Genomic DNA, 22141 nt, shown 5'->3' with positions numbered 1-22141 from the left:
GTTGATTAGCTTTAGAAAAATTTCTTGCGATGCAAAACAGAATATCTTCATTTTCACCTATTATTAATCGTAATTCTAAAATTTTAATATTAGGTTCTATTCCTGGAGTGAAATCTTTGGAAAAACAGCAATATTACGGTCATCCTCAAAATAAATTCTGGAGGATTATCTTTCAGCTTTTTAATGAAGGATTTACAGAAGATTATGAAGAAAGAGTAGCCGTTTTAAAAAAGCATAGAATTGCACTTTGGGATGTTATCGATTCTTGTGAAAGAAAAGGAAGCCTAGATTCAGAAATAAAAAATGAAGAAGCCAATCAAGTTGAAGAACTTTTAGAAAATTATCCCAACATTACAGCAATATTTTGCAATGGCGGCAAATCTTACAAAAGTTTACAGAAATTATTAGGTAAAAACTTTAGAATTCCGATTTACTTATTGCCATCGACAAGTCCGCTTCACACCATTTCTTTTAAAAGAAAATTTGAGGATTGGAAGAAAATATTGGATCATTTATAAGTGTAAAATATTTCCAATAAAAAAGATATATTTGTTGTTCACAAATAATTAATAAACTAAAAATAAAATCTCTTTAGTCTATAACAAGCAGATAATCTAAAGATATCTTTAATTAAATTTTTGTGCTAAAATTTTTTGCAATGAGAAACTTTCTTTTAATATTTTTTTGTTTTATATCAACAGTTTTACTATCTCAGGAATATCATTTTGATTACTTTTTGAAAGAAAGTTATAAAACCAATAAAGATACTTTCACCAAACAATGGTTTTATAGTTCGAAAAATGAGGATGAAATGTTTTTGGAAAATGAAAACAATAAAATTATCGGGATAATTTATTCCAAAGATCTTAAAGTTAAACATGTTTTTAAAGTAAATAAATTACAGTCCAATATTAGTTTCATTTATAAGTATTCAAGAAAAATTAATAAAGGGTATAATCCTGAAAATTCTTACAAAAGGAATGAGGTTTTTCAAATTAAAAAACTAGATTCTTTGAAATATGAGTTCATAGTCTATAAGGATGCAAGCCGAAAAAAAAAGATTATTGATGCAACAGTAAATCTGGAAATTGGAGATTTTGACTATATTAATTTTGGAATAGATCATATAATTACGAGGGATGCTGAAAAACAATTGAGAGGTATGCTAGACCCAAATAAAAAGTTTATGGTTAAATCTGTTGAGTATAAATATAATTCTAATGTTAGTAAATTTAATATTTTGGAAGGAATTCAAAAAGTTGATTTAACAATAGAATTACCTAAAATTTTAAAAGAACCTGAGCATTGGTCTGATTTTAAAGATTAAATTAAAAAGCACGGAATTTTCCTTGCTTTTACTTTCATAGATTAAAATGGCTACTACTTCTCAATCCTATAAACTTCTTCATACGGTTGTATCAATACCCAACCATTACCCGAAAATTTCATCTGAAACTCTTCTCCGCTTCCTCTTCCAATCAAACTTTTTAAAGAAACACTTGTTTTTAGTTCCGGACTTAAATTTCCAGACCATGCAACGGTTGCATTTGGATCTGTAAAAACGGGTGAGTCTGGAGTTACCAATAATGTTAACGGTTCTCCATGAGTTGTAATAGCAATATGTCCCGTTCCTGAAAGTTTTACCTGAAATAATCCGCCCGACATAACCCCAGCGATACTTTTCAGCATTGTAATATCACTTTTTATACTTTGTTCGTGTGCCAAAACATCATTTCCGTTTACACAAACAGTCTCATTATTCAGATGTAATATTCTTACTTTCTTTCCATCATCGGCGACATATAATTTACCTGTTCCTTCCGCTTTCATCAGCTTAGAACCTTCACCGCTGATTGCTTTTTTTAATAAATTCCCCAGTCCGCCGGAAAGCATACCCTGTCTTTCAAAATTAATATTTCCAACATAGCCCACCATACTTCCTGCTTTTGTCCAAACTGATTGATTGTTCAAATTAATTTCTAAAAGTGCTGGTTTTTCCAGTTCGAAATAATCTCTTTCTAAAGGGTTCTCTTTTGTTTCCTGTACAAAAGATTCAATTGAATATTTGCTCATCGTTTCTATTTTTGGATGCTAAAATAGCGAAAATTTTTCTCAAAAAAAGGAGTTCAATAACAAATTACCCTCTTGTATCCCTTATGAATAAAAGGATGTGAAATTAATGCTTGACAAAGGGGTGTAGAATGTTGTATATTTGCACCTCTCAAAATTACAGTCTGTAATTTTGTATAATTTTTAAACCGTAATTTAAAAAATGAAGACATCCGATTTTAATTTCGACCTTCCTGCCGAATTGCTGGCAGAACACCCTTCAGAGCACAGAGATGAAGCAAGACTCATGGTTCTTAACAGAAAAACTGAAACCATTGAGCATAAACTTTTTAAAGATGTAGTAGATTATTTCGACGAAAAAGATTTGTTTATTTTCAATAATACCAAAGTTTTCCCTGCACGTCTTTACGGAAATAAAGAAAAAACAGGTGCCAAAATTGAAGTTTTCTTATTAAGAGAACTAGACAAAGAAACTCGTGTTTGGGATGTTTTGGTAGATCCTGCAAGAAAAATAAGAATTGGGAACAAGTTATTCTTTACAGAAGATGAATCTTTGGTTGCTGAGGTTATCGATAATACCACTTCAAGAGGAAGAACTTTAAGATTTTTATTTGATGGTTCTTATGAAGAATTCAGAGCGAAGTTGAAGGAGTTGGGAGAAACTCCACTTCCGAAATATATCAAAAGAGAGGTTGAACCTGAAGATGCAGAAAGATACCAGACAATTTATGCTAAAATAGAAGGAGCTGTTGCGGCACCTACTGCAGGTCTGCATTTCTCTAAACATCTTATGAAAAGATTGGAAATTAAAGGGGTAGATTTTGCAGAAATTACGCTTCACGTAGGATTGGGAACTTTCAACCCAATTGAGGTAGAAGATCTTTCTAAGCATAAAATGGAGTCTGAAGAGGTTATTATTGATGAAAAAAATGCAGAAATCATCAATAGAGCAGTACAGGAAAACAGAAGAGTTTGTGCAGTAGGAACAACTACAATGAGAGCAATAGAAACTTCAGTTTCTTCTAATAAGAAAATATCTGCTTTTCAGGGTTGGACAAACAAATTTATCTATCCGCCCCACGATTTCGGAATTGCAAATTCTATGATTACCAATTTCCACACGCCAAAATCTACTTTAATTATGATGATTGCAGCGTTTGCAGGTAAAGATTTTATTATGCATGCGTATGAAGAGGCAGTTAAAGAAAAATATAAATTTTACTCTTATGGCGATGCCATGTTAATTTTATAAAGCAGGAAGCTGAAAATTGGGTGCTGGAAGTTTATAATTCGGCACTCAATTTTCTTCCATTTTCTGACATCCCATACCCAACAACATAATGAAAGATATCCGAACTTTATCACTCGACCAACTCAAAGATTACTTTGTTTCTTTGGGAGAAAAACCTTTTCGTGCGAAACAGGTTTACGATTGGTTGTGGAGTAAAAATCTCCATTCGATTGATGAAATGACCAATCTTTCTAAACAGCTTCGGGACAAAATAGCCGAAGAATATATCATTAATCCTGTTTCTGTAGATTTGTTGCAGAAAAGTAGAGATGGAACCATTAAAAATGGAGTAAAACTTCATGACGGATTATTGGTAGAATCTGTTTTAATTCCTACCGAAACAAGAACTACGGCGTGCGTGTCTTCTCAGGTTGGATGCTCTCTAAACTGCGAATTCTGTGCTACTGCAAGGCTGAAGAGAATGCGAAATCTTGAAGTAGCAGAAATTGTAGATCAGGTTGCTTTAATCGACAGTCAGAGTAAAATGTATTTCGATAGACCTCTCTCCAATATTGTTTTTATGGGGATGGGAGAACCGATGATGAACTACAAAAATGTTGTTGAAGCTATTAGGAAAATTACCCAGCCGGAAGGATTGGGAATGTCGGCAAGAAGAATTACCGTTTCTACGTCCGGAATTCCTAAAATGATTAAAATGTTGGCGGATGAAGGATTGAAAGTAAAATTGGCACTTTCTCTCCATTCGGCAATAGAAACCAAACGGAATGAAATAATGCCTTTCTCGGATAAATTTCCGCTGACTGAGATTATGGAGGCTTTGCAATATTGGTATTCTAAAACTGGTTCTGTTATTACCTTTGAATATTGTGTCTGGAAAGGAATTAACGATACGGATGAAGATATTAAAGCACTCATTAAATATTGCAGACAGGTTCCTTCTAAGGTTAATTTAATTCAGTATAATCCTATAGGAGACGGAAAATACGATCAGTGTAATAAACAGGCAGAAGAAAACTATATCCGACAATTGGAAAATGCCGGTATTGTTTGCGTGGTAAGAAAAAGCCGCGGTGGAGATATAGATGCTGCTTGCGGACAATTGGCAAATAAATCTGCCGATTAATTAAATTTCAATTAAAAAAGAAAAAATCTTTTACAGAACTTTTCTAAAATCCTAAATTTGTACCAAAATAAACTGGTAATGATGGATTTCTTTGTGGGAGAAGATGGTCTCGAAAGTGTTTATGCGTGGTCTATTCCTATTCTTGCTGCTGTAATTCTTGCTGAGATGATTTACAGCCATATCTCTGAAGCTAAATTATACAACGGAAAAGATGTTGCAACCAGTATTTATCTTGCACTGATGAATTTCGGTTTAGACTTGATAATGAAGGTTTTTGCGATGGGAGTAATGTTCTTTTTTTACAATCATAGTCTTTTTACGTGGAAATTTACTGTTTGGTATTGGGTTTTCTGTTTTATTGCTACAGATTTTGCATATTATGTTTTACATTATGTAGATCATCATTCAAGAGCTTTTTGGGCAGTTCATATTACACATCACAATTCAGAATATTTTAATCTTACGACGGGTTTCAGAAGTCCCGTTCTGCAGCCATTGTACCGATATCTGTATTTTTCTCCGCTGGCTTTTTTAGGTTTCAATCCTTGGCATATTATGGTGGTATATGCAATAGGGCAGGTTTACGGAACTTGGATTCATACTCAGGCTGTAAAAAGTCTGGGAGTGTTAGAATACATCTTGGTAACACCTTCTCATCACAGAGTACATCATGCCTGTAATGTGAAGTATCTCGACAAAAATATGGGGATGTGCCTTATTATTTGGGATAAAATATTCGGAACATTCGAAAAAGAAGATTCTAATGTGCCAGTAAAATTTGGGATTTATCCTAAAATGCCCAACAATAATCCGGATACAGTTCTCTTATATGAATGGCGTAAAATATGGAAAGATATTAAGCAGCCCGGATTAAAAATTTCAGACAGAATAAATTATATTTTCAATTCTCCCGGTTGGAAGCATGATGGAACCGGGAAAACAGTGAAACAATATCAAAAAGAATATCTGAGTAGAAGAAATACTAAATAGTGATTTTTTCTTGGTTTAAAAAAGAGAGAAACAAAATTTACAACTCTCTCTTTAAATTATTTTAAAACATCTGCTTCAATGGCACTGTCTTCAAAAATTTTTATAAAAGCTTTGGTGTAATCTTCTTTTGTGGCAGAGTTTGGGTTGTCTAAAAACTTTTGCGGATTGACACTGAAAAGAGGAAACCATGTTGAACTTATCTGAATCTGTATTTTGTGCCCTTTCTTAAAAGTATGAACCACATCCTGCAACCTAAAATCGACTGCTGTTTTTTGGTTGGGAACTAAAGCTTCAGCTTTTTCACGGGAATTTCTGAATCTTGCGGGCATAATCTCACTTCTTACCATCTGATGGTAATTTCCGTAAATAACGCCTTCTTTTTTTTCTGTAGGCTTAAAATCTTCAGGATAAACATCAATTATTTTAACCGCAAAATCTGCATCTGTTGATGTAGACGCAATATTCAGCTTCGCCAAAATTTCTCCGGCAAAAGTAAGATCATCATTAAGAATATCTGTCGTAAAAGTAAGAACATCCGGTCTTCCAACTGCAAACCGCTGATCTTCTGACATATAATTTCTTGGGGTAAATCCATTGAAATCTTTTAAGTTTTCCGAACTTAAAACTGGGTTTTCCGGATCGCTGTAATATTCTGAAAAGCCATTTTCGGGAGTGTTTTTTAATGTTTTTTCAGATAAATAAAATCTGATTTTTTGGGATTCTTTTGGAGGATAAACCGAAAATTCACGCCATTCTTTAGAACCTGTATCATACATTAAAGCTTCAGGTAAACCGGCATCTTTCGTGCTGTTGCCTTTAAGATAATGGTTGAAGAATTTTCTCTCAATATTTTTTTGATAATACGTTGCAATGCTATCTCCGAAGTATATCTGATTGTGAAAATGCTTTCCTTCTTCTCTAGACCAGCCTCCGTGAGAGAAAGGCCCCATTACGATTGTGTTTTTTGCCTTTGGACTCGTCTTTTCTATGGTTTTATAAATGTTTAAAGGTCCGGAAAGATCCTCTGCATCAAACCAGCCTCCAACAGTCATTACGGCATGCTTAATGTCTTTAAAATGAGGTAAAAGACTTCTTTTTTGCCAATATTCATCATAATTGGGATGGTTCATTATTTCGGTCATGAAAAAGTTGTTTTTATAATATTTTTCATAACCATCTTTTAGAGTACCCATTTCTCTGTAGAATTTCAATCCGTCTTCAGAAGTTGTTTTAATCATAGAATCGGTATACCATGCTTTAGTTTCTGGCTTTGTTTTCTGAACACCGAATACAGGAAATGTTTTGAAGTATCCGAGCATAAATTTTCCATTATGAAGAAAATCATCATTCCAGAAATCTGAAATAGGAGCCTGTGGAGAAGAAGCTACCAATGCCGGATGCTGAGAAAGAGTTCCTACAGCAGTATAAAAACCCGGGTAAGAAGTGCCATATTGCCCAACTTTACCATTGTTGTCTTTAATGTTCTTTAAAAGATATTCTATAGTATCATAAGTGTCTGTACTTTCGTCTACATCTTTTTTTGTTTTATGATTTACCTGAGGAGTCATATTGGTAAAAGTTCCCTCACTCATATACCTTCCTCTTACATCCTGAAAAACAAAAATATATTTGTCATTCATAAGGTATTTATTGGGACCAATACTTTTTCGGTATTCATTTTCACCATAAGGAGCAATACTGTAGCAGGTTCTCTGCATTAAAAAAGGATATTTATTTTTTCTTGAAATATCTTTTGGGATGTAAACTGCCGTAAACAATTTTATTCCGTCCCGCATTGTGATATAAAATTCTTTCTTTGTAAAGTTATCTTTTACGAAGCTGTCCTTTGAATTGTCCGACTGCGATTTTCCAAAAAGGAAAAACAAAGTAAATAGCAAAGAAAAGTATATTTTCATGGGAAAAATTTGCTGCTAATTTATTGATAAAATATGGCATTCTGAAACGCAGTCACAAAAAAAGCACCCTTCATAAAAAGGATGCTCTGTGTTCTGAAATTTTGTTTTGCAATTAAGCTCTCAAATATCTTGAATAAGCATAACCTTCTTCTCCATCGGCAGTTTTAATTTTCCACCAGTCATCAGAAGTTTGCTCTACCAAAGTAACAGTTTCTCCTTTAGCTGCTTTTCCAACAACAGCAGCATCTGTAGAAGGCTCTTGTCTGATGTTCAGATTAGATTCTTCAGTAGCAACAGTTAAGCTAGCTCCTGCAGGCAAACCTGTAACTTGTACATCGATATTGATGTCTGTAGCAGAATAAGTAGAATCAATAGCTCCTAAAGCATTCCATACCGCATCTTTAGTAGCTGTATTGGCTGCACCTCCGGAGATATAAAGAATTCCGTCTTGTTCCTGAACCTGAAGATTGGTAACACCTGCAGACTGAGCCGCAGAAACTACGCTTGAATATTTATCTTGTAATGTACTCATAACTCCTTATTTTACAACTAAATTATTGTTATACTTTCCGATTTTTAAAGCATCCACAGATTCTTTGATTTTTCTTGCCTGTACAGAAGAAACATTTCCTGTTAAAGTTAATTCTCCGTTCACAACTTCCACTTTTACAGATGGGAAATCTTTTACAGCATCCTGTACTTTTTGCTGAATAGCAGGATCAACAGCAGAAGTAGTCTGTACTGGTGCTGTTGCAGCCTCTACTTTAGCCATATCATGAACATCTTTTACGCCTTTAATTTCTTTTAATGCTTTAATGGCAGCATCTTTCTCTTCCTGAGAAGCGAATGTTCCGCCAAGATGTGCAACACCTTCTTTTACTTCAACAGTTGCTCCCGGATTAGAAGTTACTACTGTTGTTGCCTGAGTCTGAAGATCGGCATCAGAAACTTTCTTTTTACACGAAATAGATCCAAACGATACTGCCAAAGCTAGAGCAGAAATAGCGATTGTTTTTTTCATAATTGATTGTTTTAATGTTTTAATTACAACCAAATGTAATAATAAAAATTATACCAACAGATTAAAAATTCAATAAATATCCAAAGGGAAATTGTTAAGGTTTTCATTTTCTGAATCTTAATTTTATATGTATAGCGTTTTTCTATTTTCAAATAAAATCTTAAGCTTAAATAATTAAAGCATTATATTTGTGTTTCTTGAATTATTTTTATGAAAGGACAAAACAAATTATTTATTGCAATTATTGCAGCACTCATAATAGGAGTAGGAATTGGAGGACTGGTTCATATACAGTATCCTGAAAGTGCAGAGCCGTTTTCTAAAAACATCAAACTTTTGGGTACTATTTTTATACGTTTGGTGCAAATGATTATCGCTCCGTTGGTATTTACAACACTTGTTGTAGGAATTGCCAAAATGAGTGATATTAAAATGATTGGCAGAGTAGGAACAAAAGCAATGCTTTGGTTTATCTCTGCTTCTCTGGTTTCTCTTTTCATAGGCTTGGTTTTGGTAAACTGGCTGGAACCGGGACACGTTACCAAACTGCCGATTCAGGATGTAACTTCTGCTGATGAACTGTTGAAATCCAGCAAAGGATTTTCTTTGGAAGATTTTGTAAAACACGTTATCCCAAAGAGTTTGTTTGAAGCTTTTGCTACAAATGAAGTTTTGCAGATTGTTGTGTTTTCTATTATGTTCGGGGTTGCGTTGGCAAATTTGGGTGATGATTATGCACAGCCAGTAATAAAACTTTTTGATGTTGTAGCACACGGAATTTTAAAAATGGTAGGCTACATCATGTGGTTTGCCCCTTTAGGCGTATTAGGAGCCATTGCAGCAGTAGTTGCGACCAACGGATTTGAAATTTTTAAAGTATATGCAATTTACCTCAGAGATTTTTTCTTTGCATTAGGAATTTTGTGGCTGGTTTTGCTTTTGGTAGGCTACATGATCTTAGGAAACCGTCTTTTTGATCTTTTGAAAAGAATAAAATCACCTTTACTAATTGCATTTTCCACAACAAGTTCAGAAGCAGTTTTCCCAAAATTGGTGGAAGAACTAGAAAGATTTGGCTGCAATAATAGAGTAGTATCTTTTATTTTACCATTAGGATATTCTTTTAATCTTGATGGAAGCATGATGTACATGACTTTCGCTTCTATTTTTATTGCTCAGATTTACGGAGTAGAAATGACGATTGGTCAACAGATTACCATGCTTTTAGTTTTAATGCTTACATCCAAAGGAATTGCTGGTGTTCCAAGAGCAAGTTTGGTAATTATTGTGGCAACTTGTTCTATGTTTGGGATTCCTCCGGAAGGAATTGCACTAATATTGCCTATCGATCATTTCTGTGATATGGGAAGAAGTATGACAAACGTTTTAGGGAATGCATTGGCAACTTCTGCTGTCTCAAAATGGGAAGGTCAGTTGGAAAGTCACGGGGGAGATATGTAATTACAATATTTTCGAATTTTAAAAAGGTTCTTTTCTATAATAGGTTAAGAATTCACAAAATCATAAAAATTTATTTGCTGTTACGATTGCTGCTGCTACAATTATTTCTGTAATTTAATTTTGCCAAGTTTATTAGCTTGGTTTCAGAAGTTGTAAACTTTTATTTCTACATCTGATTTTATAGTATTAAGAACATTATTTTAAATTTTTAATTTTAAATAAATTATGTTATTTATGATAAGTTAATACAAGAAGATAATAATTTTTGTAATCAATTTTATATTGCAAAAAAATAAAAATCAAGAAAAAATGATGAATTTATCACAAGAATGGAAGCATACTACCAATATATACGAAGTTAATGTAAGGCAATATACACCAGAAGGTACTTTTCAGGCTTTCGAAAAAGAAATGCCGCGCCTTAAAAATATGGGGATTCAAACACTGTGGTTCATGCCCATTACTCCTATTGCACAGAAAAATAAAAAGGGAAGCTTAGGAAGTCCTTATGCGGCTGCGGATTACTTTTCTGTTAATCCCGAATTCGGATCTTTGGAAGATTTTAAGAGATTGGTGAAAAAAGCTCACCGATTAGGGTTGAAGGTAATTATAGACTGGGTTGCCAATCATACAGGTTGGGATCATGTTTGGACAAAAACCCATCCTGAATTTTATCAGAAAGACGACCACGGAGATTTCAAAAAAGCTTCCGGGATGGATGATATTATTGAATTGGATTATGAAAATCCTCAGGTTCGAAAAGAAATGATTGAAGCTATGAAATTCTGGATTTCAGAAACAGATATTGATGGTTTTCGTTGCGATTTGGCATCTTGGGTTACAGTAGATTTTTGGAAAGAAGCCAGACCAGAAGTAGAAAAACTGAAACCTCTTTTTTGGATTGGAGAATTCGACGAACTCGAAAATCCAGAATATGGAAAAGTGTTCGACGCAAGCTATTCTTGGAAATGGATGCACAAATCTGCAGATTTTTATAAATATAATCAGCCTTTGCATGAATTGACAGACTTACTCAAACAATATTCTCAGATAGGCGATTCTTCTATAAGGGCTTGGTTTACCAGCAATCATGATGAAAACTCCTGGAACGGAACAGAATACGAAAAATATGGCGATATTGCTTTGCCTATGGCTGTTTTTTCGATCACATGGAACGGAATTCCTCTGTTGTATTCCGGTCAGGAGCTTCCCAATCTTAAAAGGCTTGAGTTTTTTGAAAAAGATACCATATCCTGGACCAACAATTACGAAATGGCAGACTTTTACAGAGTATTGCTCGAACTGAAATCTTCTCATCCTGCATTAAGAGGCGGCGATCCAAACGTTACTACTTATCTTCTAAACACTACGGCAAACGATAAAATTTTAGCCTATCTCCGTAAAAATGGAGAAAATGAAGTTCTTACTGTTCTTAATTTTTCGAAACAACCAGTAGATTTTAATATTGATGATGATCGTGTCTCGGGAATATTTAAAAATGTTTTTGACGGGATGAAAAGAAATTTTAATGAAGGTAGAAATTTTAGTTTCAAAGTGTCCGATTATGCTGTTTTTGAAAGGTAAATGATTGATTTTAGGAATGAATAAACAAAATCTAATTGATGTTCTGCATCAAAAAATAGAAGAAAAAATCAAAAATCTGGAAAATCTTATCGCAGAAACCAGAGCATCCAATAATGATACAAAAAGTTCTATGGGCGATAAGTATGAAACCGGAAGAGAAATGTTGCAACAACAAATCAATAATCTTCAGGTTCAGCTTAATGCGGTTTTCCAACAACGCGAATATCTTAAAGGAATCTCTTTAAATCCGCTTCAAAAAGTTGAAAAAGGAGCTTTGGTGAGTACGGAAAAAGGATTGTTTTTTATTTCGGTTTCCTTGGGAGAAATTATGTTGGATACCCAAAAAATAATGTCAATTTCATTAGAATCTCCTTTAGCAAAAGCCATGCAGGGAAAATCGGCAAATGAAAGTTTTGTTTTGAATGGAATTAATCATACCATCTTAACTGTTGAATAAAATATTAACATCGTTTTTAAATATTTGATAATTAAACAATTGTATTTTACTGTTAAATAAAAATAAATTTATTAAAATGATATTAGAACAACTTAAAAATTCATCTGAAAGTATCGATTTTAAAGATGTCATTGCTTTCATTGATGAGAAATATGATTTTACGCCCACAAAATTCACTAACGGAAATACAGTAAACGAAGCCAATCAGAACAATGGTTCTTGTAAAATTTTCAGTTTTGCTCAACTGAATAACTTATCAAAAGAAGAAACTTTAGCGTTGTTTGGAGATTTTTACAGAATAGATGTTTTGCAAAATCCAAAAGGTACAGATCATCAGAACATCAGAAATTTTATTGAGTCTGGCTGGAACGGAATTTCTTTTGAAGGAGAAGCTTTACAACTGAAATAACTTTTAGATAATAGAATTGCAATTGGCTTATTTCTTGTAACTGTTTTTGTAATTTAAAAAAAAGCAATTCAAATTGTATATTAATTCAAAATAACAATTCAAATATGAAATCAAGAATTTTAAGAACAATTCTTACTCTTCTCGCACCTATTGTGATAGATTATGTAATAAAAAAAGTAACAGGAAAGAAGGAAGTGAAAACCACTGATAAGCAAATTCCTTCTCCCCGCTAAATGAAAAAAGCCTTACTTTTGTAAGGTTTTTTCATATAAAATCGTACATTCCGTTCTTCCATCCCAAAATTTTGGAAGAATCTGCATTAAGCCATTTTTTAAGAACTGTAGCATACACTTTTCGGAAATCTTCTGTGTAAATCAGATCGCCGTCATTCAGTTTTTCAAGATTGGGTAAGTCATTTAATAATCCTTTCTTTTTTAATCCGCCACTTATAAAAAACATTTGGTTGGCTGTGCCGTGATCGGTTCCGTTGCTGGCATTTTGGGCGACTCTTCTTCCAAATTCAGAAAAAGTCATCAGTAGAATATCATCAAAAAGTCCGTTCTTTTTCATGTCTGCTACAAAAGACTCTACGGCTCCGTTTATTTCTTCAAATAACTTTTGCTGTCTTTCATTTTGGTTCACATGAGTATCGAAACTGCCGATCGATAGGTAATATACCTGAGTATTAATATCAGACTTTATTAAAGATGCAACGGTTTTGAAGTCTTTACCCAATTTGGTGTTTGGATAATCTTCTGCTGTTTTTACCGATTTACTTTTATCGAAAATATAATCTGCATTATTGATGGTTGAACCCAATGTCTGATATAGATAAGAAACCGTTTCGTCATCATGGCTGTGATGATGATCGTAAATCGACTTGAAATATTTTTCCTGACTGGTTTGGTACAATTTCTTAGGATCTTTAAAAGCAAAAGCTTTATTGTTTTCTCCTTTTAGAGCAAGGCTTAGCATATCGTCTACTTCCAAAGCTTGGGTCGGATGTTGGCATCGGTAACATTCTTCATCCAGAAATCTTCCTATCCAACCGGTATCCAGATATTCATCACTTCGGCTTGCAGATTGCCAAATATCCATACTTCTGAAATGAGATTTGTCCGGATTGGGATACCCAACATTATTCATTACAGATAATTCTCCGCTATCATAAAGGTTTTTGAAATAACTGAGAGCAGGATTTATTCCTGTTTCATCATTTAATTTGAGAGAATCCTGAATTGCGATTTTGTTTCGTTCTCTAAAATAAATATCATTTTTTATAGGTATAATGGTGTTCAAGCCATCATTTCCTCCGGTAAACTGAAGAACAATCAGTTTTTTCTGCGTAGGGTTTAGAGCTCCTTCAAAAGTCATAGACTTTAGAAAACCAGGTAATAGTAAAGATGCACTTGCAAGGGAACTTATCTTTAAAAAATCTCTTCTTTTAATGAGCATAACATAAGTTTTTAGTGAAAAATAAATAATTGTTTGCCAAAATCTTTGTGCTGTAATCTACATCAACTGGTATTCTGGAGTAGACATCATATTGATGATTGCCTTAATTTTATCTGAATCTGAAAACTGTTTAACACTTTCCATATTAATATTTCCGGAATTGATGATGATATAATTTTCGGGTTTTTTGTCTTTAAAAGTATTTTCAACTTTTTTCCAGTCAATTATAATATTTGGATTTTTGAAAGATTTATTCAGTGCTTCTCTCGACTTCATTCCCATATCCATATCATCATCTTCTTTGGCAGAATATTCCATTGGGCGTATTCCCGACCAAATCTGCGGAATCTGCATTCTCAACATAAGAGAAGAACTGTCTATCCAAGATTTTCCGTTAGGCCATCCCGAAACATTGGGCGGATACAAAAGCATCTGTCCCAAAAGTTTTTGATAGACAACAATATTTTCAGAATTTTTAATTTCCATGGGTAATATTCGCATCATCCCGACTATAAGTTCCGTAGGAGATTTTATTCTGTTTCCTATATTTTTTTCATCATAAAACCATTTACTGGTAAATATGTTTTTCATTAAACCTTTAATATCATAATCTGAAGCGTAAAAATCTGTGCTTAACTTATCAATAATAGACTTGTCCGGAATTTCATTCACAAAAAAGCGATAAATTTTTTCTGTGATGAATTTTGCCGTTGTTTTCTGTTCTAAAATTATTTTTAAAGCCTCATCTCCATTGAAGTTGCCTCTCTTGCCGAGAAATGTTTTATCCCGATTGTCGTGTTGGTTTTTTCTTTCCTGAAAATTACCATCTTTATCATAAGACCATCCCGTAAAAGCTCTGGCAAGTTCTTTAATATCGGTTTCTGTATAATTGCCTCTTCCAAGTGTAAAAAGCTCCATTACCTCTCGTGCAAAATTTTCGTTGGGATGATCTTTTTTATTCTGCTGATTATTTAAAAAATTAAGCATTGCCGGAGATTTACTTACTCCAATAAGCAAATCTTTAAAATTTCCCAATGCATTTTTTCGAATAAAATTGAGAAGCTGCTGGTTAAATTGAGAATTATTGATTCTCGTTGCAAAATGACCATGCCAAAAAAAAGCCATTTTTTCCAAAAGCTGGTCTTCATTATGAACCATATTCATTAGAAAATTCAGGTTAAGTTCTTCATTTTGCTTTTGAAATGTTTTCAGTTGCTGTCTTTTTTGGTTGGCAATCAGCTTAGGATCATCTGTCTCTGTTTTTACAAAATCTGGAGTTTGGTAAGTAATTTCAGTAAAATTATAATTGCGGAATAGTACATCACTCAACTTTTGAGGAGTCCAGTCTTCCATATTGTTAATTTGATTAATGCTTACTCCAAAACCTGCTCTGGAAATAAGATGTTTATTGTTTAGTACTGAACTCATTGCTGTTTTTCTTTTTAGAGCTATTTTGTACGTTCGAGTTAAATTATATTAACAGACTTTAATATATTTACTGCTTTTGCGCAATGAGCGATAATTTAGTTTTCAGCATTACTTTTATCATTTTTTAAGAATCTAAAATATTGTATTTCAGTATGTCTGTGTTTTTTCAGAATGATAATGGCTGTTGATTTTTGAGAATTATGATTTAAAACGGACATCCATTATATTTTTTTAATAGTTTAAATTTCAAACTTATTTTACAGTAAGAAATTAAGATTATCTTAAATACTTAAATTACTTAAAAGAAATCAACAAATTGATTTATTAATCATTTTATCTTAATAATCTAAAAATCTTAATTTTTAAAAAGAATAAACAATCAAGATTTAAACAAAGCCTAAAATCAAAAAAAAATCATTTGCGTATAATGTTTTGATTTGGAATTAATTATATATTTTTATTTAAGTCTTGTTGAGTCTTAATTTTTTTATTGGCATGATTTTTACATCCAGCAAAAGGTAAAATTTAAAAATCAGAGTTATGAAAATGATTAAACAAAGCATTTTAGCAGCGGGGATTTTAACTGCAGAATTATTAAGTGCACAGGATGTAAGTATGAATAACATGATTAAAGTAGGGGCTACTGCAGGTTTGGCAGTTCCGGCAGATAATCTTTCGGCTGCAATTGGAGTAGATGTAGCTTATCAGAATCTAATTACTCCAGGTTTCGGATTGGGTATTGCAACAGGATATACACATTATTTTGGTAAAGATAACAACGGATATAAAAACAACGATGTAGGAGTGGTTCCGGTAGCTGCACTTTTTAGAGTTTATCCTAAAAAGACAGGATTTTACTTCGGTGCAGATTTAGGTTACGGATTTTTGTTGGGAGATGATAAGGTGGCAAGTAATTCTGATGTTAGCAGACCCAACGGAGGTTTTTACCTTAAACCAGAGGTAGGATATCACAATAGAGACTGGAATTTCTTCCTTCAGTACCAAAAGGTTTTTGCAGGAAGCAATGGAGATATTGTTTCTCCAGCTTCACAAGACTACAATGTGGGAAGCATTGGAGCAGGATTTTCTTATAATATTCCTTTAGGAAAATAATTAACCGATATATAAACAATTATTAACCAAGCCTTTTCGTTTTTTTGAAAAGGTTTTTTGTTAGGATACAGAAAATATCAAAACTATTGTTATATTTGATAAAATTTGAGATTATGAACTTAAATCCAAAATTTCCTCTTTATTTACCGGGGGTAAAAAATAATACCAATGACAATGTCTCTATCATCGGAGCAAATCTAAGAGAAGATACCACTACGATAGGGTATTATATTTCTGGAAATGCAGGTATAGAGCTTCAGTTAAAAAAAACATATATTACTAAAGAATACGCTTCGTTTTCGGATGTTCTTGCCCAGTTTATTCAGGAATCTCAGCTGGAGAATGTGAAAAGATTAGGGATATCTGTTCCGGGGCCTGTAATCGATGGAAAAAGCCATCCTGCAAGATTAAACTGGAATTTAGATATTTCAGAATATCAGGAAAAATTCGGATTTGAGAAAGTAAATATGCTGAATGACCAGGAAGCTGCTGCTTACGGAATTGGTCTTTTAGACGACTCTGAATTGGATGCCATTTATACCAGCGGACATCTTGAAAAAGGAAATGTTGCTATTCTTGCTCCGGGTAATGGTTTGGGAGAAGCAGGATATTTCTTCGATGGTAAATATTTAAGACCATTTGCTACAGAAGGAGGACACTCAGAATTTTCACCAAGAACAAATGTAGAAGTAGAGTTTTATCAGTTTCTTAATAACATCTACGGAATTGTAAGTTGGGAATCTGTGCTTTCCAAAACAGGATTGTTTAATATCTACAGATTTTTACGAGATGTAAAGAGACACCCAGAACCTGAGTGGTTAGCAGAACGTCTTGCCAACGGTAATTTTACTGAAGAATTGTATAGAGCCGCAATGGAAGAAGACGTTATGATTTGTAAAATCGCGTTAGATACTTTCCTTGAATTTTTAGCAAGAGAAGCCAACAATCTTACTCTTAAACTGAAAGCAACCGGAGGTTTGCTTATTGCAGGAGATATTCCTCAGATTATAAGAAATTACATAGACAGAGATAAGTTTTATGAGAAGTTCAAAATCAGTGATAAGATGGAGGATATGTTGAAGAATATCCCGATTTATATTGTAAATACAGATAGCATAAGTATTAATGGTGCTGCACTTTACACCGCTTACTTTACAGAATAAAATTTCAGCTCCGGATTTCTTCCGGAGTTTTTATTTTTAATATTTTCTAAAATTTTAATTCCTCATTTTAATTTTTTCTTCTTCATAGGTTTTAATCTGAAGAATTTCTCTAATGATTTTTTAATGAGTTTGATATTATTTATTTGCTAAAGAAGTTTCTTTTCAAAACAATTGATATTAATCATAATAAATAAAATACCTTTTACTCTTTTATTTAAAATTTATTTCTAACTTTGTCACATAAAATAAGAGATAATGTTTTCCAAAACCTGTGAATATGCCATTCGTGCCCTTATATATATCGCACAGAAGTCGAAAGACGGAAGTAGGATAGGGATTAAGGAGATTGCATTAGGTATCGATTCTCCAGAATATTTCATTGCTAAAATTTTGCAGGAATTAAGCAGAAAAGGATTTGTACAATCAGCGAAAGGTCCAACAGGCGGTTTTTTTATGGACGGCAGTAATCTTAAATTATCCATCGCAGATATTGTAAGAGAAATAGATGGAGATAAACTTTTTTCAGGTTGCGGATTAGGCTTAAAAGAGTGTTCTGAAAGCCATCCTTGTCCAATCCATAATGAATTTAAGCATATTCGTCAGGCAATAAAAACAATGTTGGAAGAATCTAGAATTCAACTTTTTGTAGAAGATCTGGATTTAAAACTGACATTCTTAAAAAAATAAAAAAAAATTACTACAATAAAATACTAAAAGGTGTTTTTATCTTTTTAAAATTTTAATGTATTAGTATCAGGTGTTACTCAAATATTTCAGTTATGAAAAAGACATTCATCATCGCAACAGTTTTATCAGCTTTCATCAGTCTGAATTCCTGCAAACAAAACAATTTTACAAGCTCTGAAAATAATTCAGATACAGAGAAAATTAAAACGGACGGCTCCGTAGAAGAACAAAAATCTGTAGCACCGCCCAATGTGCCGGCTCCTGTTGGAGATCGTGCAGCAAAGAAGGTTATCGTTCGTCTCGAAACCATCGAGAAGACCGGCGAATTGGCAGACGGTACGCAATATAATTTCTGGACTTTTAACGGAACGGTTCCGGGAAGTTTTATCCGTGCAAGGGTAGGCGATGAAATAGAACTTCACTTAAAAAATAATGAAAACAATACATTCCCTCACAACATCGACCTCCACGCTGTTAATGGTCCCGGTGGTGGTGCAGAAGCCACTTTTGTAGCGCCGGGAACGGAAAAAGTTTTCAATTTTAAAGCATTGAATCCTGGACTTTACGTTTACCACTGTGCCACAGCTCCTGTAGGAATGCACATTGCCAACGGAATGTACGGTCTTATCCTCATAGAGCCGGAAGGCGGACTGCCAAAAGTGGACAAAGAATACTACATTATGCAGGGCGATTTCTATACCAAAGGGAAATTTGGTGACAAAGGTCTTCAGGAATTCGATATGGATAAAGCCATTGCAGAACATCCGGAATATGTAGTATTTAACGGAAAAACCGGAGCTCTTTTGGGCGATGGCGAGTTGCAGGCAAAAGTAGGTGAAACGGTGCGTTTCTTCGTAGGAAACGGTGGTCCGAACCTTACGTCTTCTTTCCACGTTATCGGGGAAATCTTCGACAGAGTGTATATGGAAGGCGGCAGTAAAATCAATGAAAATGTACAGACCACGGTTATTCCTCCTGGTGGAGCGTCTATCGTAGAGTTCAAAGCTACAGTTCCGGGTGAATATGTGATTGTTGACCATGCAATTTTCAGAGCTTTCAATAAAGGAGCTTTAGGTAAAATTAAAGTTACAGGACCGGATAATCCTGCAGTTTATAAAAAGAATCCATAATTTTTTTCTTGTTTCATTGAGGTTTAGCAAATACAAAGCAATGAGAGTTTTTGTTATCATTTGTGCAGTCATCCTTAATTTGGGTTTAGCTTCCTGTTCAGAATCTCCCAAAAGTCATCAGAGTACGTCTGTAGCAGATCATCAGTTAGAATTCATTTCCAGTTCAAAAAAAATGATGAAAATAGACAGCGGATCGTACAGAGCTTTTATCGGAAAAGATTCTAACAATATAATTAAAGTAAAATCTTTTTATATTGATGACAGCCCGGTGACCAATGCAGAATATCTCACATTTCTGAAAGCTAATCCTCAATGGACCAGAAGCAAAGTGCTTCGGTTATACGCAGACAGCACTTACCTCAAACATTGGAAAGGCGATTATCAGCTTCCGGAAAAAATAAATCCCGACGCTCCCGTAACCAATGTTTCCTGGTTTTCCGCAGAAGCGTATGCCAAAAGTGTGGGCAAAAGGCTTCCAACAATAGAAGAATGGGAATATGTAGGACTTGCAGACCGCACTTCTAAAAATGCTTCTAATAAACCTGATTTTACAGATTTTATACTTAGAGAATACCAGCAGCGGAAAAGCAATATGAATAAAGTGGTGAGACAAAGTGAACCTAACTTTTACGGTGTTTACGATATGTACGGAATGGTTTGGGAATGGACGTACGATTTCAATTCGGTGATGATGAGCGGAGAATCCAGAAAAGACAATACCACCAACGAGTCTTTGTTTTGTGCCGGTGGCGCCATTACCGCTTCGGATCTTAGAAATTATGCTGCCTTTGTGCGATATGCACTTCGCGGAAGTATCAAAGCTAACAATTGTCTCAACAATCTCGGTTTCCGATGTGCGAGAGATTTTAAAAATTAATCATAATGAAAAACTTACTTTATATTTTGTTGGCAATGGCAACTTTATCCTGCAGCAAAAAAAACGAAGAAATAAGTCCGGATTCCATTTATAATGTCAGTTCCAAATGGGAGAAACAGGACGGTAAAACCATTACTTTTTCTGATATGAAAGGGAAAGTTCTGGTTACTGCAATGATTTTTACATCGTGTAAAACCGCTTGCCCGAGACTCACTGCCGAGATGAGAACCATCTCCCAAAAAGTAGGAAAAACCAATCCGGAAGACATCCAGTATGTTTTGATTTCCATTGATCCGAAAAACGATACGCCGCAGGTAATGAAAGCTTATCTGGATACCAATAAATTCGATGAAAAACAATGGACATTTATCCGCAGCAACGAGGATGATACGCGGGAACTCGCCAACGTAATGGCTGTTAAATACAAAGAAATCTCGCCGATAGAGTTTTCCCACTCCAATATCATTAGTGTCTATTCCAAAAAAGGAACTTTAGCTTATCAAAAAGAAGGTCTGGACTCCGGCGATGATGACCTCGTAAAAGAAATTAAAAAACAAATAGAATTATAATCCATAAAAATCTTTAGTAATGAAAAACTTATTTTTTACAGCAATTTTGCTCTCTCTTACCATCACTTCTTGCTCAGAAAAAAAAGAACAGGTGGCAGAACAACAGCCCACAACAGAATCCAATACAATGATGGAGGAACCAAAACCTGCAGCATCTGCTGATACTGCTTCAACAACAGCCGCAGCAAAGCCCGAAGACGAAGGCAAAGCTCTTGTAGAAGGCGCAGACTGCCTGTCTTGTCACAAGGTAGATTCTAAATTGGTGGGACCGGCTTATCAGGATGTAGCTAAAAAATATACCGACGCCGATATTGACCACCTTGCAACTAAAATAATAGAAGGAGGAAAAGGTGTTTGGGGCGATATCCCGATGACGCCGCACGCCGGACTCAGCAAAGAGAACGCTCAGAAAATGGTAAAATATATCCTTTCACTTAAAAAATAGATTAACAACATAATCAATATTATTTTGTCATTCCGTAGGAATCTCAATTTGCTGATGATGAATTAAGGACTTATTCTAAATGGATTCCTTCGGAATGACAAATAATAGGCTTGAAAAAAGCTAAAAATAGGGTTGTTTACAGTTGAATAGAAGATTTATTGCTAATGAACTATATCCAATTCAAAAACTAAAGACCAGAAAATCAACATAAAAAAAATTTAAAATAATAAAAGATAAAAAAGTATTTAATTATGAATATCAAGACAGATTTTATAGGAGAGATTGTGGCTGAAGATTTCAGAACGGCAGCTATTTTCAAAAAAAATGGTATCGATTTCTGCTGCAAAGGCGGAAGAACGATAGAGGATGCCTGCGAAAACAAAATGCTGGATGCCAACTCAATTTATGCAGAAATCGAAAATCTTCCTCAGGATAATGGCGGCTCCATAGATTTTAAAAGCTGGCCGTTGGATTTGCTGACAGATTATGTAGAGAAAACCCATCACCGCTACGTGTATGAAAAAACGCCCGTTTTACAGGCTTTCTTAGACAAACTTTGTAAAGTGCACGGCGGTCGTCATCCAGAATTATTCGAAATTAAAGAATTGTTTGATGCTTCTGCACAGGATTTGGGCGCACATTTGAAAAAAGAGGAACTGATGCTTTTCCCATTCATCAAAAATATGGTGAAAGCTAAGATTGATGGCAGTGCTATTCCGCAGCCGCCTTTCGGAACTGTGGAAAATCCGGTAAATATGATGAAGCACGAACATACCGTGGAAGGGGAACGCCTGCGACAAATTGCAGAACTCACCAACGAATATACGCCGCCAGCCGATGCCTGCAACACCTACAAAGTGACATTTGCAATGCTTCAGGATTTCGAGAACGATTTACACAAACACATCCATCTTGAAAATAATATCCTTTTCCCAAAATCTATCGAGTTGGAGAAAGAGTTTTCAGTGGAACATTAAGCATCAAAACAAAA

At 34.3% G+C, this 22141-nt stretch carries 23 protein-coding genes; 17 read left to right on the top strand and 6 right to left on the bottom strand.

Annotated features, from left to right (window positions below):
• The first annotated feature begins 29 nt into the window (after nt 1–29).
• Both MTP08_RS09895 and MTP08_RS09890 read left to right on the top strand, forming a co-directional pair.
• The gene (locus MTP08_RS09895) at nt 30–518 is read left to right on the top strand and encodes a DNA-deoxyinosine glycosylase (RefSeq protein WP_243575888.1); all 489 of its coding nucleotides are present in this window, start codon (nt 30–32) and stop codon (nt 516–518) included.
• Between the two features lie 293 nt (nt 519–811).
• Nucleotides 812–1327, top strand: a complete 516-nt coding sequence (locus MTP08_RS09890) for a hypothetical protein (RefSeq protein ID WP_243575887.1) — start codon at nt 812–814, stop codon at nt 1325–1327.
• Nucleotides 1328–1380: 53 nt separating this feature from the next.
• Here the strand turns inward: MTP08_RS09890 and MTP08_RS09885 are convergent, their stop codons facing one another.
• Nucleotides 1381–2073 carry an AIM24 family protein gene (locus tag MTP08_RS09885; RefSeq protein WP_243575886.1) on the bottom strand — a complete coding sequence of 231 codons (693 nt, stop codon included), beginning with the start codon at nt 2071–2073 and terminating at the stop codon, nt 1381–1383.
• A 199-nt stretch (nt 2074–2272) separates the two neighbouring features.
• Here MTP08_RS09885 and queA point away from each other — a divergent pair, with 199 nt between their 5' ends.
• The 3 genes from queA to MTP08_RS09870 all read left to right on the top strand — a co-directional run bounded on the left by queA (nt 2273) and on the right by MTP08_RS09870 (nt 5435).
• The gene (gene queA / locus MTP08_RS09880) at nt 2273–3322 is read left to right on the top strand and encodes a tRNA preQ1(34) S-adenosylmethionine ribosyltransferase-isomerase QueA (RefSeq protein WP_144281106.1); all 1050 of its coding nucleotides are present in this window, start codon (nt 2273–2275) and stop codon (nt 3320–3322) included.
• An 88-nt stretch (nt 3323–3410) separates the two neighbouring features.
• Nucleotides 3411–4445, top strand: a complete 1035-nt coding sequence (gene rlmN / locus MTP08_RS09875; protein WP_243575885.1) for a 23S rRNA (adenine(2503)-C(2))-methyltransferase RlmN — start codon at nt 3411–3413, stop codon at nt 4443–4445.
• Nucleotides 4446–4523: 78 nt separating this feature from the next.
• Complete coding sequence (locus MTP08_RS09870; RefSeq protein ID WP_243575884.1) at nt 4524–5435, top strand: sterol desaturase family protein; 912 nt, start codon at nt 4524–4526, stop codon at nt 5433–5435.
• A 56-nt stretch (nt 5436–5491) separates the two neighbouring features.
• Here the strand turns inward: MTP08_RS09870 and MTP08_RS09865 are convergent, their stop codons facing one another.
• The 3 genes from MTP08_RS09865 to MTP08_RS09855 form a co-directional block, all read right to left on the bottom strand.
• Nucleotides 5492–7351, bottom strand: coding sequence for a CocE/NonD family hydrolase (locus MTP08_RS09865; protein WP_243575883.1), 1860 nt, complete (start codon nt 7349–7351; stop codon nt 5492–5494).
• Between the two features lie 112 nt (nt 7352–7463).
• A complete protein-coding gene (locus MTP08_RS09860) occupies nt 7464–7883 on the bottom strand; it encodes an SH3 domain-containing protein (protein ID WP_243575882.1) in 420 nt (139 codons plus the stop codon).
• Nucleotides 7884–7889: 6 nt separating this feature from the next.
• Nucleotides 7890–8372 (bottom strand): BON domain-containing protein, encoded by a 483-nt coding sequence (locus MTP08_RS09855; protein ID WP_243575881.1) that lies wholly within the window; start codon nt 8370–8372, stop codon nt 7890–7892.
• Nucleotides 8373–8582: 210 nt separating this feature from the next.
• Here MTP08_RS09855 and MTP08_RS09850 point away from each other — a divergent pair, with 210 nt between their 5' ends.
• From MTP08_RS09850 to MTP08_RS09835, 4 genes are all read left to right on the top strand, one after another.
• Entirely contained in the window at nt 8583–9833 is a 1251-nt protein-coding gene (locus MTP08_RS09850) for a dicarboxylate/amino acid:cation symporter (RefSeq protein ID WP_243575880.1), read from the top strand.
• Between the two features lie 309 nt (nt 9834–10142).
• Nucleotides 10143–11417 carry an alpha-amylase family glycosyl hydrolase gene (locus MTP08_RS09845; RefSeq protein ID WP_243575879.1) on the top strand — a complete coding sequence of 425 codons (1275 nt, stop codon included), beginning with the start codon at nt 10143–10145 and terminating at the stop codon, nt 11415–11417.
• 16 nt (nt 11418–11433) lie between these two features.
• Nucleotides 11434–11874, top strand: coding sequence for a hypothetical protein (locus MTP08_RS09840; RefSeq protein ID WP_243575878.1), 441 nt, complete (start codon nt 11434–11436; stop codon nt 11872–11874).
• Nucleotides 11875–11950: 76 nt separating this feature from the next.
• Nucleotides 11951–12283: a HopJ type III effector protein gene (locus MTP08_RS09835; protein WP_243575876.1), complete on the top strand. Its 333-nt coding sequence runs from the start codon at nt 11951–11953 to the stop codon at nt 12281–12283.
• A gap of 264 nt (nt 12284–12547) precedes the next feature.
• Here MTP08_RS09835 and MTP08_RS09830 read toward each other — a convergent pair whose 3' ends face one another.
• Both MTP08_RS09830 and MTP08_RS09825 read right to left on the bottom strand, forming a co-directional pair.
• On the bottom strand, nt 12548–13738 hold the full coding sequence (locus tag MTP08_RS09830; RefSeq protein WP_243575875.1) for a DUF1501 domain-containing protein: 1191 nt from the start codon (nt 13736–13738) through the stop codon (nt 12548–12550).
• Nucleotides 13739–13795: 57 nt separating this feature from the next.
• Nucleotides 13796–15166, bottom strand: coding sequence for a DUF1800 domain-containing protein (locus tag MTP08_RS09825; RefSeq protein ID WP_243575873.1), 1371 nt, complete (start codon nt 15164–15166; stop codon nt 13796–13798).
• Between the two features lie 540 nt (nt 15167–15706).
• On the opposite strand from MTP08_RS09825, the gene MTP08_RS09820 reads away from it, so the two are divergent.
• The 8 genes from MTP08_RS09820 (at nt 15707) to ric (ending at nt 22127) form a co-directional block, all read left to right on the top strand.
• On the top strand, nt 15707–16279 hold the full coding sequence (locus MTP08_RS09820) for a transporter (protein ID WP_243575872.1): 573 nt from the start codon (nt 15707–15709) through the stop codon (nt 16277–16279).
• 113 nt (nt 16280–16392) lie between these two features.
• The gene (locus tag MTP08_RS09815; RefSeq protein WP_243575871.1) at nt 16393–17442 is read left to right on the top strand and encodes a glucokinase; all 1050 of its coding nucleotides are present in this window, start codon (nt 16393–16395) and stop codon (nt 17440–17442) included.
• A gap of 255 nt (nt 17443–17697) precedes the next feature.
• A complete protein-coding gene (locus MTP08_RS09810; RefSeq protein ID WP_243575869.1) occupies nt 17698–18129 on the top strand; it encodes an RrF2 family transcriptional regulator in 432 nt (143 codons plus the stop codon).
• Between the two features lie 92 nt (nt 18130–18221).
• Nucleotides 18222–19259, top strand: a complete 1038-nt coding sequence (gene nirK / locus MTP08_RS09805; RefSeq protein ID WP_317233000.1) for a copper-containing nitrite reductase — start codon at nt 18222–18224, stop codon at nt 19257–19259.
• Between the two features lie 40 nt (nt 19260–19299).
• Nucleotides 19300–20136, top strand: coding sequence for a formylglycine-generating enzyme family protein (locus MTP08_RS09800; RefSeq protein WP_243575868.1), 837 nt, complete (start codon nt 19300–19302; stop codon nt 20134–20136).
• 5 nt (nt 20137–20141) lie between these two features.
• Nucleotides 20142–20705 (top strand): SCO family protein, encoded by a 564-nt coding sequence (locus MTP08_RS09795; protein ID WP_243575866.1) that lies wholly within the window; start codon nt 20142–20144, stop codon nt 20703–20705.
• Between the two features lie 19 nt (nt 20706–20724).
• Complete coding sequence (locus MTP08_RS09790; RefSeq protein WP_243575864.1) at nt 20725–21150, top strand: c-type cytochrome; 426 nt, start codon at nt 20725–20727, stop codon at nt 21148–21150.
• Between the two features lie 251 nt (nt 21151–21401).
• Nucleotides 21402–22127, top strand: coding sequence for an iron-sulfur cluster repair di-iron protein (gene ric, locus MTP08_RS09785; protein WP_243575863.1), 726 nt, complete (start codon nt 21402–21404; stop codon nt 22125–22127).
• Nucleotides 22128–22141: the final 14 nt, after the last annotated feature.

The sequence above is a fragment of the Chryseobacterium oryzae genome (assembly GCF_022811665.1).
GTDB classification, from domain to species: domain Bacteria; phylum Bacteroidota; class Bacteroidia; order Flavobacteriales; family Weeksellaceae; genus Chryseobacterium; species Chryseobacterium oryzae.
Note: the sequence above shows the minus strand (reverse complement) of the source record. Positions and strands in the feature narration are given on the sequence as shown.

What these genes read in the sequence shown, in the direction of transcription:
- MTP08_RS09895 (WP_243575888.1), top strand. Translation starts at nt 30, where the DNA reads ATGCAAAACAGAATATCTTCATTTTCACCTATTATTAATCGTAATTCT.
- MTP08_RS09890 (WP_243575887.1), top strand. Translation starts at nt 812, where the DNA reads ATGTTTTTGGAAAATGAAAACAATAAAATTATCGGGATAATTTATTCC.
- MTP08_RS09885 (WP_243575886.1), bottom strand. Translation starts at nt 2,073, where the DNA reads ATGAGCAAATATTCAATTGAATCTTTTGTACAGGAAACAAAAGAGAAC.
- queA (WP_144281106.1), top strand. Translation starts at nt 2,273, where the DNA reads ATGAAGACATCCGATTTTAATTTCGACCTTCCTGCCGAATTGCTGGCA.
- rlmN (WP_243575885.1), top strand. Translation starts at nt 3,411, where the DNA reads ATGAAAGATATCCGAACTTTATCACTCGACCAACTCAAAGATTACTTT.
- MTP08_RS09870 (WP_243575884.1), top strand. Translation starts at nt 4,524, where the DNA reads ATGATGGATTTCTTTGTGGGAGAAGATGGTCTCGAAAGTGTTTATGCG.
- MTP08_RS09865 (WP_243575883.1), bottom strand. Translation starts at nt 7,351, where the DNA reads ATGAAAATATACTTTTCTTTGCTATTTACTTTGTTTTTCCTTTTTGGA.
- MTP08_RS09860 (WP_243575882.1), bottom strand. Translation starts at nt 7,883, where the DNA reads ATGAGTACATTACAAGATAAATATTCAAGCGTAGTTTCTGCGGCTCAG.
- MTP08_RS09855 (WP_243575881.1), bottom strand. Translation starts at nt 8,372, where the DNA reads ATGAAAAAAACAATCGCTATTTCTGCTCTAGCTTTGGCAGTATCGTTT.
- MTP08_RS09850 (WP_243575880.1), top strand. Translation starts at nt 8,583, where the DNA reads ATGAAAGGACAAAACAAATTATTTATTGCAATTATTGCAGCACTCATA.
- MTP08_RS09845 (WP_243575879.1), top strand. Translation starts at nt 10,143, where the DNA reads ATGATGAATTTATCACAAGAATGGAAGCATACTACCAATATATACGAA.
- MTP08_RS09840 (WP_243575878.1), top strand. Translation starts at nt 11,434, where the DNA reads ATGAATAAACAAAATCTAATTGATGTTCTGCATCAAAAAATAGAAGAA.
- MTP08_RS09835 (WP_243575876.1), top strand. Translation starts at nt 11,951, where the DNA reads ATGATATTAGAACAACTTAAAAATTCATCTGAAAGTATCGATTTTAAA.
- MTP08_RS09830 (WP_243575875.1), bottom strand. Translation starts at nt 13,738, where the DNA reads ATGCTCATTAAAAGAAGAGATTTTTTAAAGATAAGTTCCCTTGCAAGT.
- MTP08_RS09825 (WP_243575873.1), bottom strand. Translation starts at nt 15,166, where the DNA reads ATGAGTTCAGTACTAAACAATAAACATCTTATTTCCAGAGCAGGTTTT.
- MTP08_RS09820 (WP_243575872.1), top strand. Translation starts at nt 15,707, where the DNA reads ATGAAAATGATTAAACAAAGCATTTTAGCAGCGGGGATTTTAACTGCA.
- MTP08_RS09815 (WP_243575871.1), top strand. Translation starts at nt 16,393, where the DNA reads ATGAACTTAAATCCAAAATTTCCTCTTTATTTACCGGGGGTAAAAAAT.
- MTP08_RS09810 (WP_243575869.1), top strand. Translation starts at nt 17,698, where the DNA reads ATGTTTTCCAAAACCTGTGAATATGCCATTCGTGCCCTTATATATATC.
- nirK (WP_317233000.1), top strand. Translation starts at nt 18,222, where the DNA reads ATGAAAAAGACATTCATCATCGCAACAGTTTTATCAGCTTTCATCAGT.
- MTP08_RS09800 (WP_243575868.1), top strand. Translation starts at nt 19,300, where the DNA reads ATGAGAGTTTTTGTTATCATTTGTGCAGTCATCCTTAATTTGGGTTTA.
- MTP08_RS09795 (WP_243575866.1), top strand. Translation starts at nt 20,142, where the DNA reads ATGAAAAACTTACTTTATATTTTGTTGGCAATGGCAACTTTATCCTGC.
- MTP08_RS09790 (WP_243575864.1), top strand. Translation starts at nt 20,725, where the DNA reads ATGAAAAACTTATTTTTTACAGCAATTTTGCTCTCTCTTACCATCACT.
- ric (WP_243575863.1), top strand. Translation starts at nt 21,402, where the DNA reads ATGAATATCAAGACAGATTTTATAGGAGAGATTGTGGCTGAAGATTTC.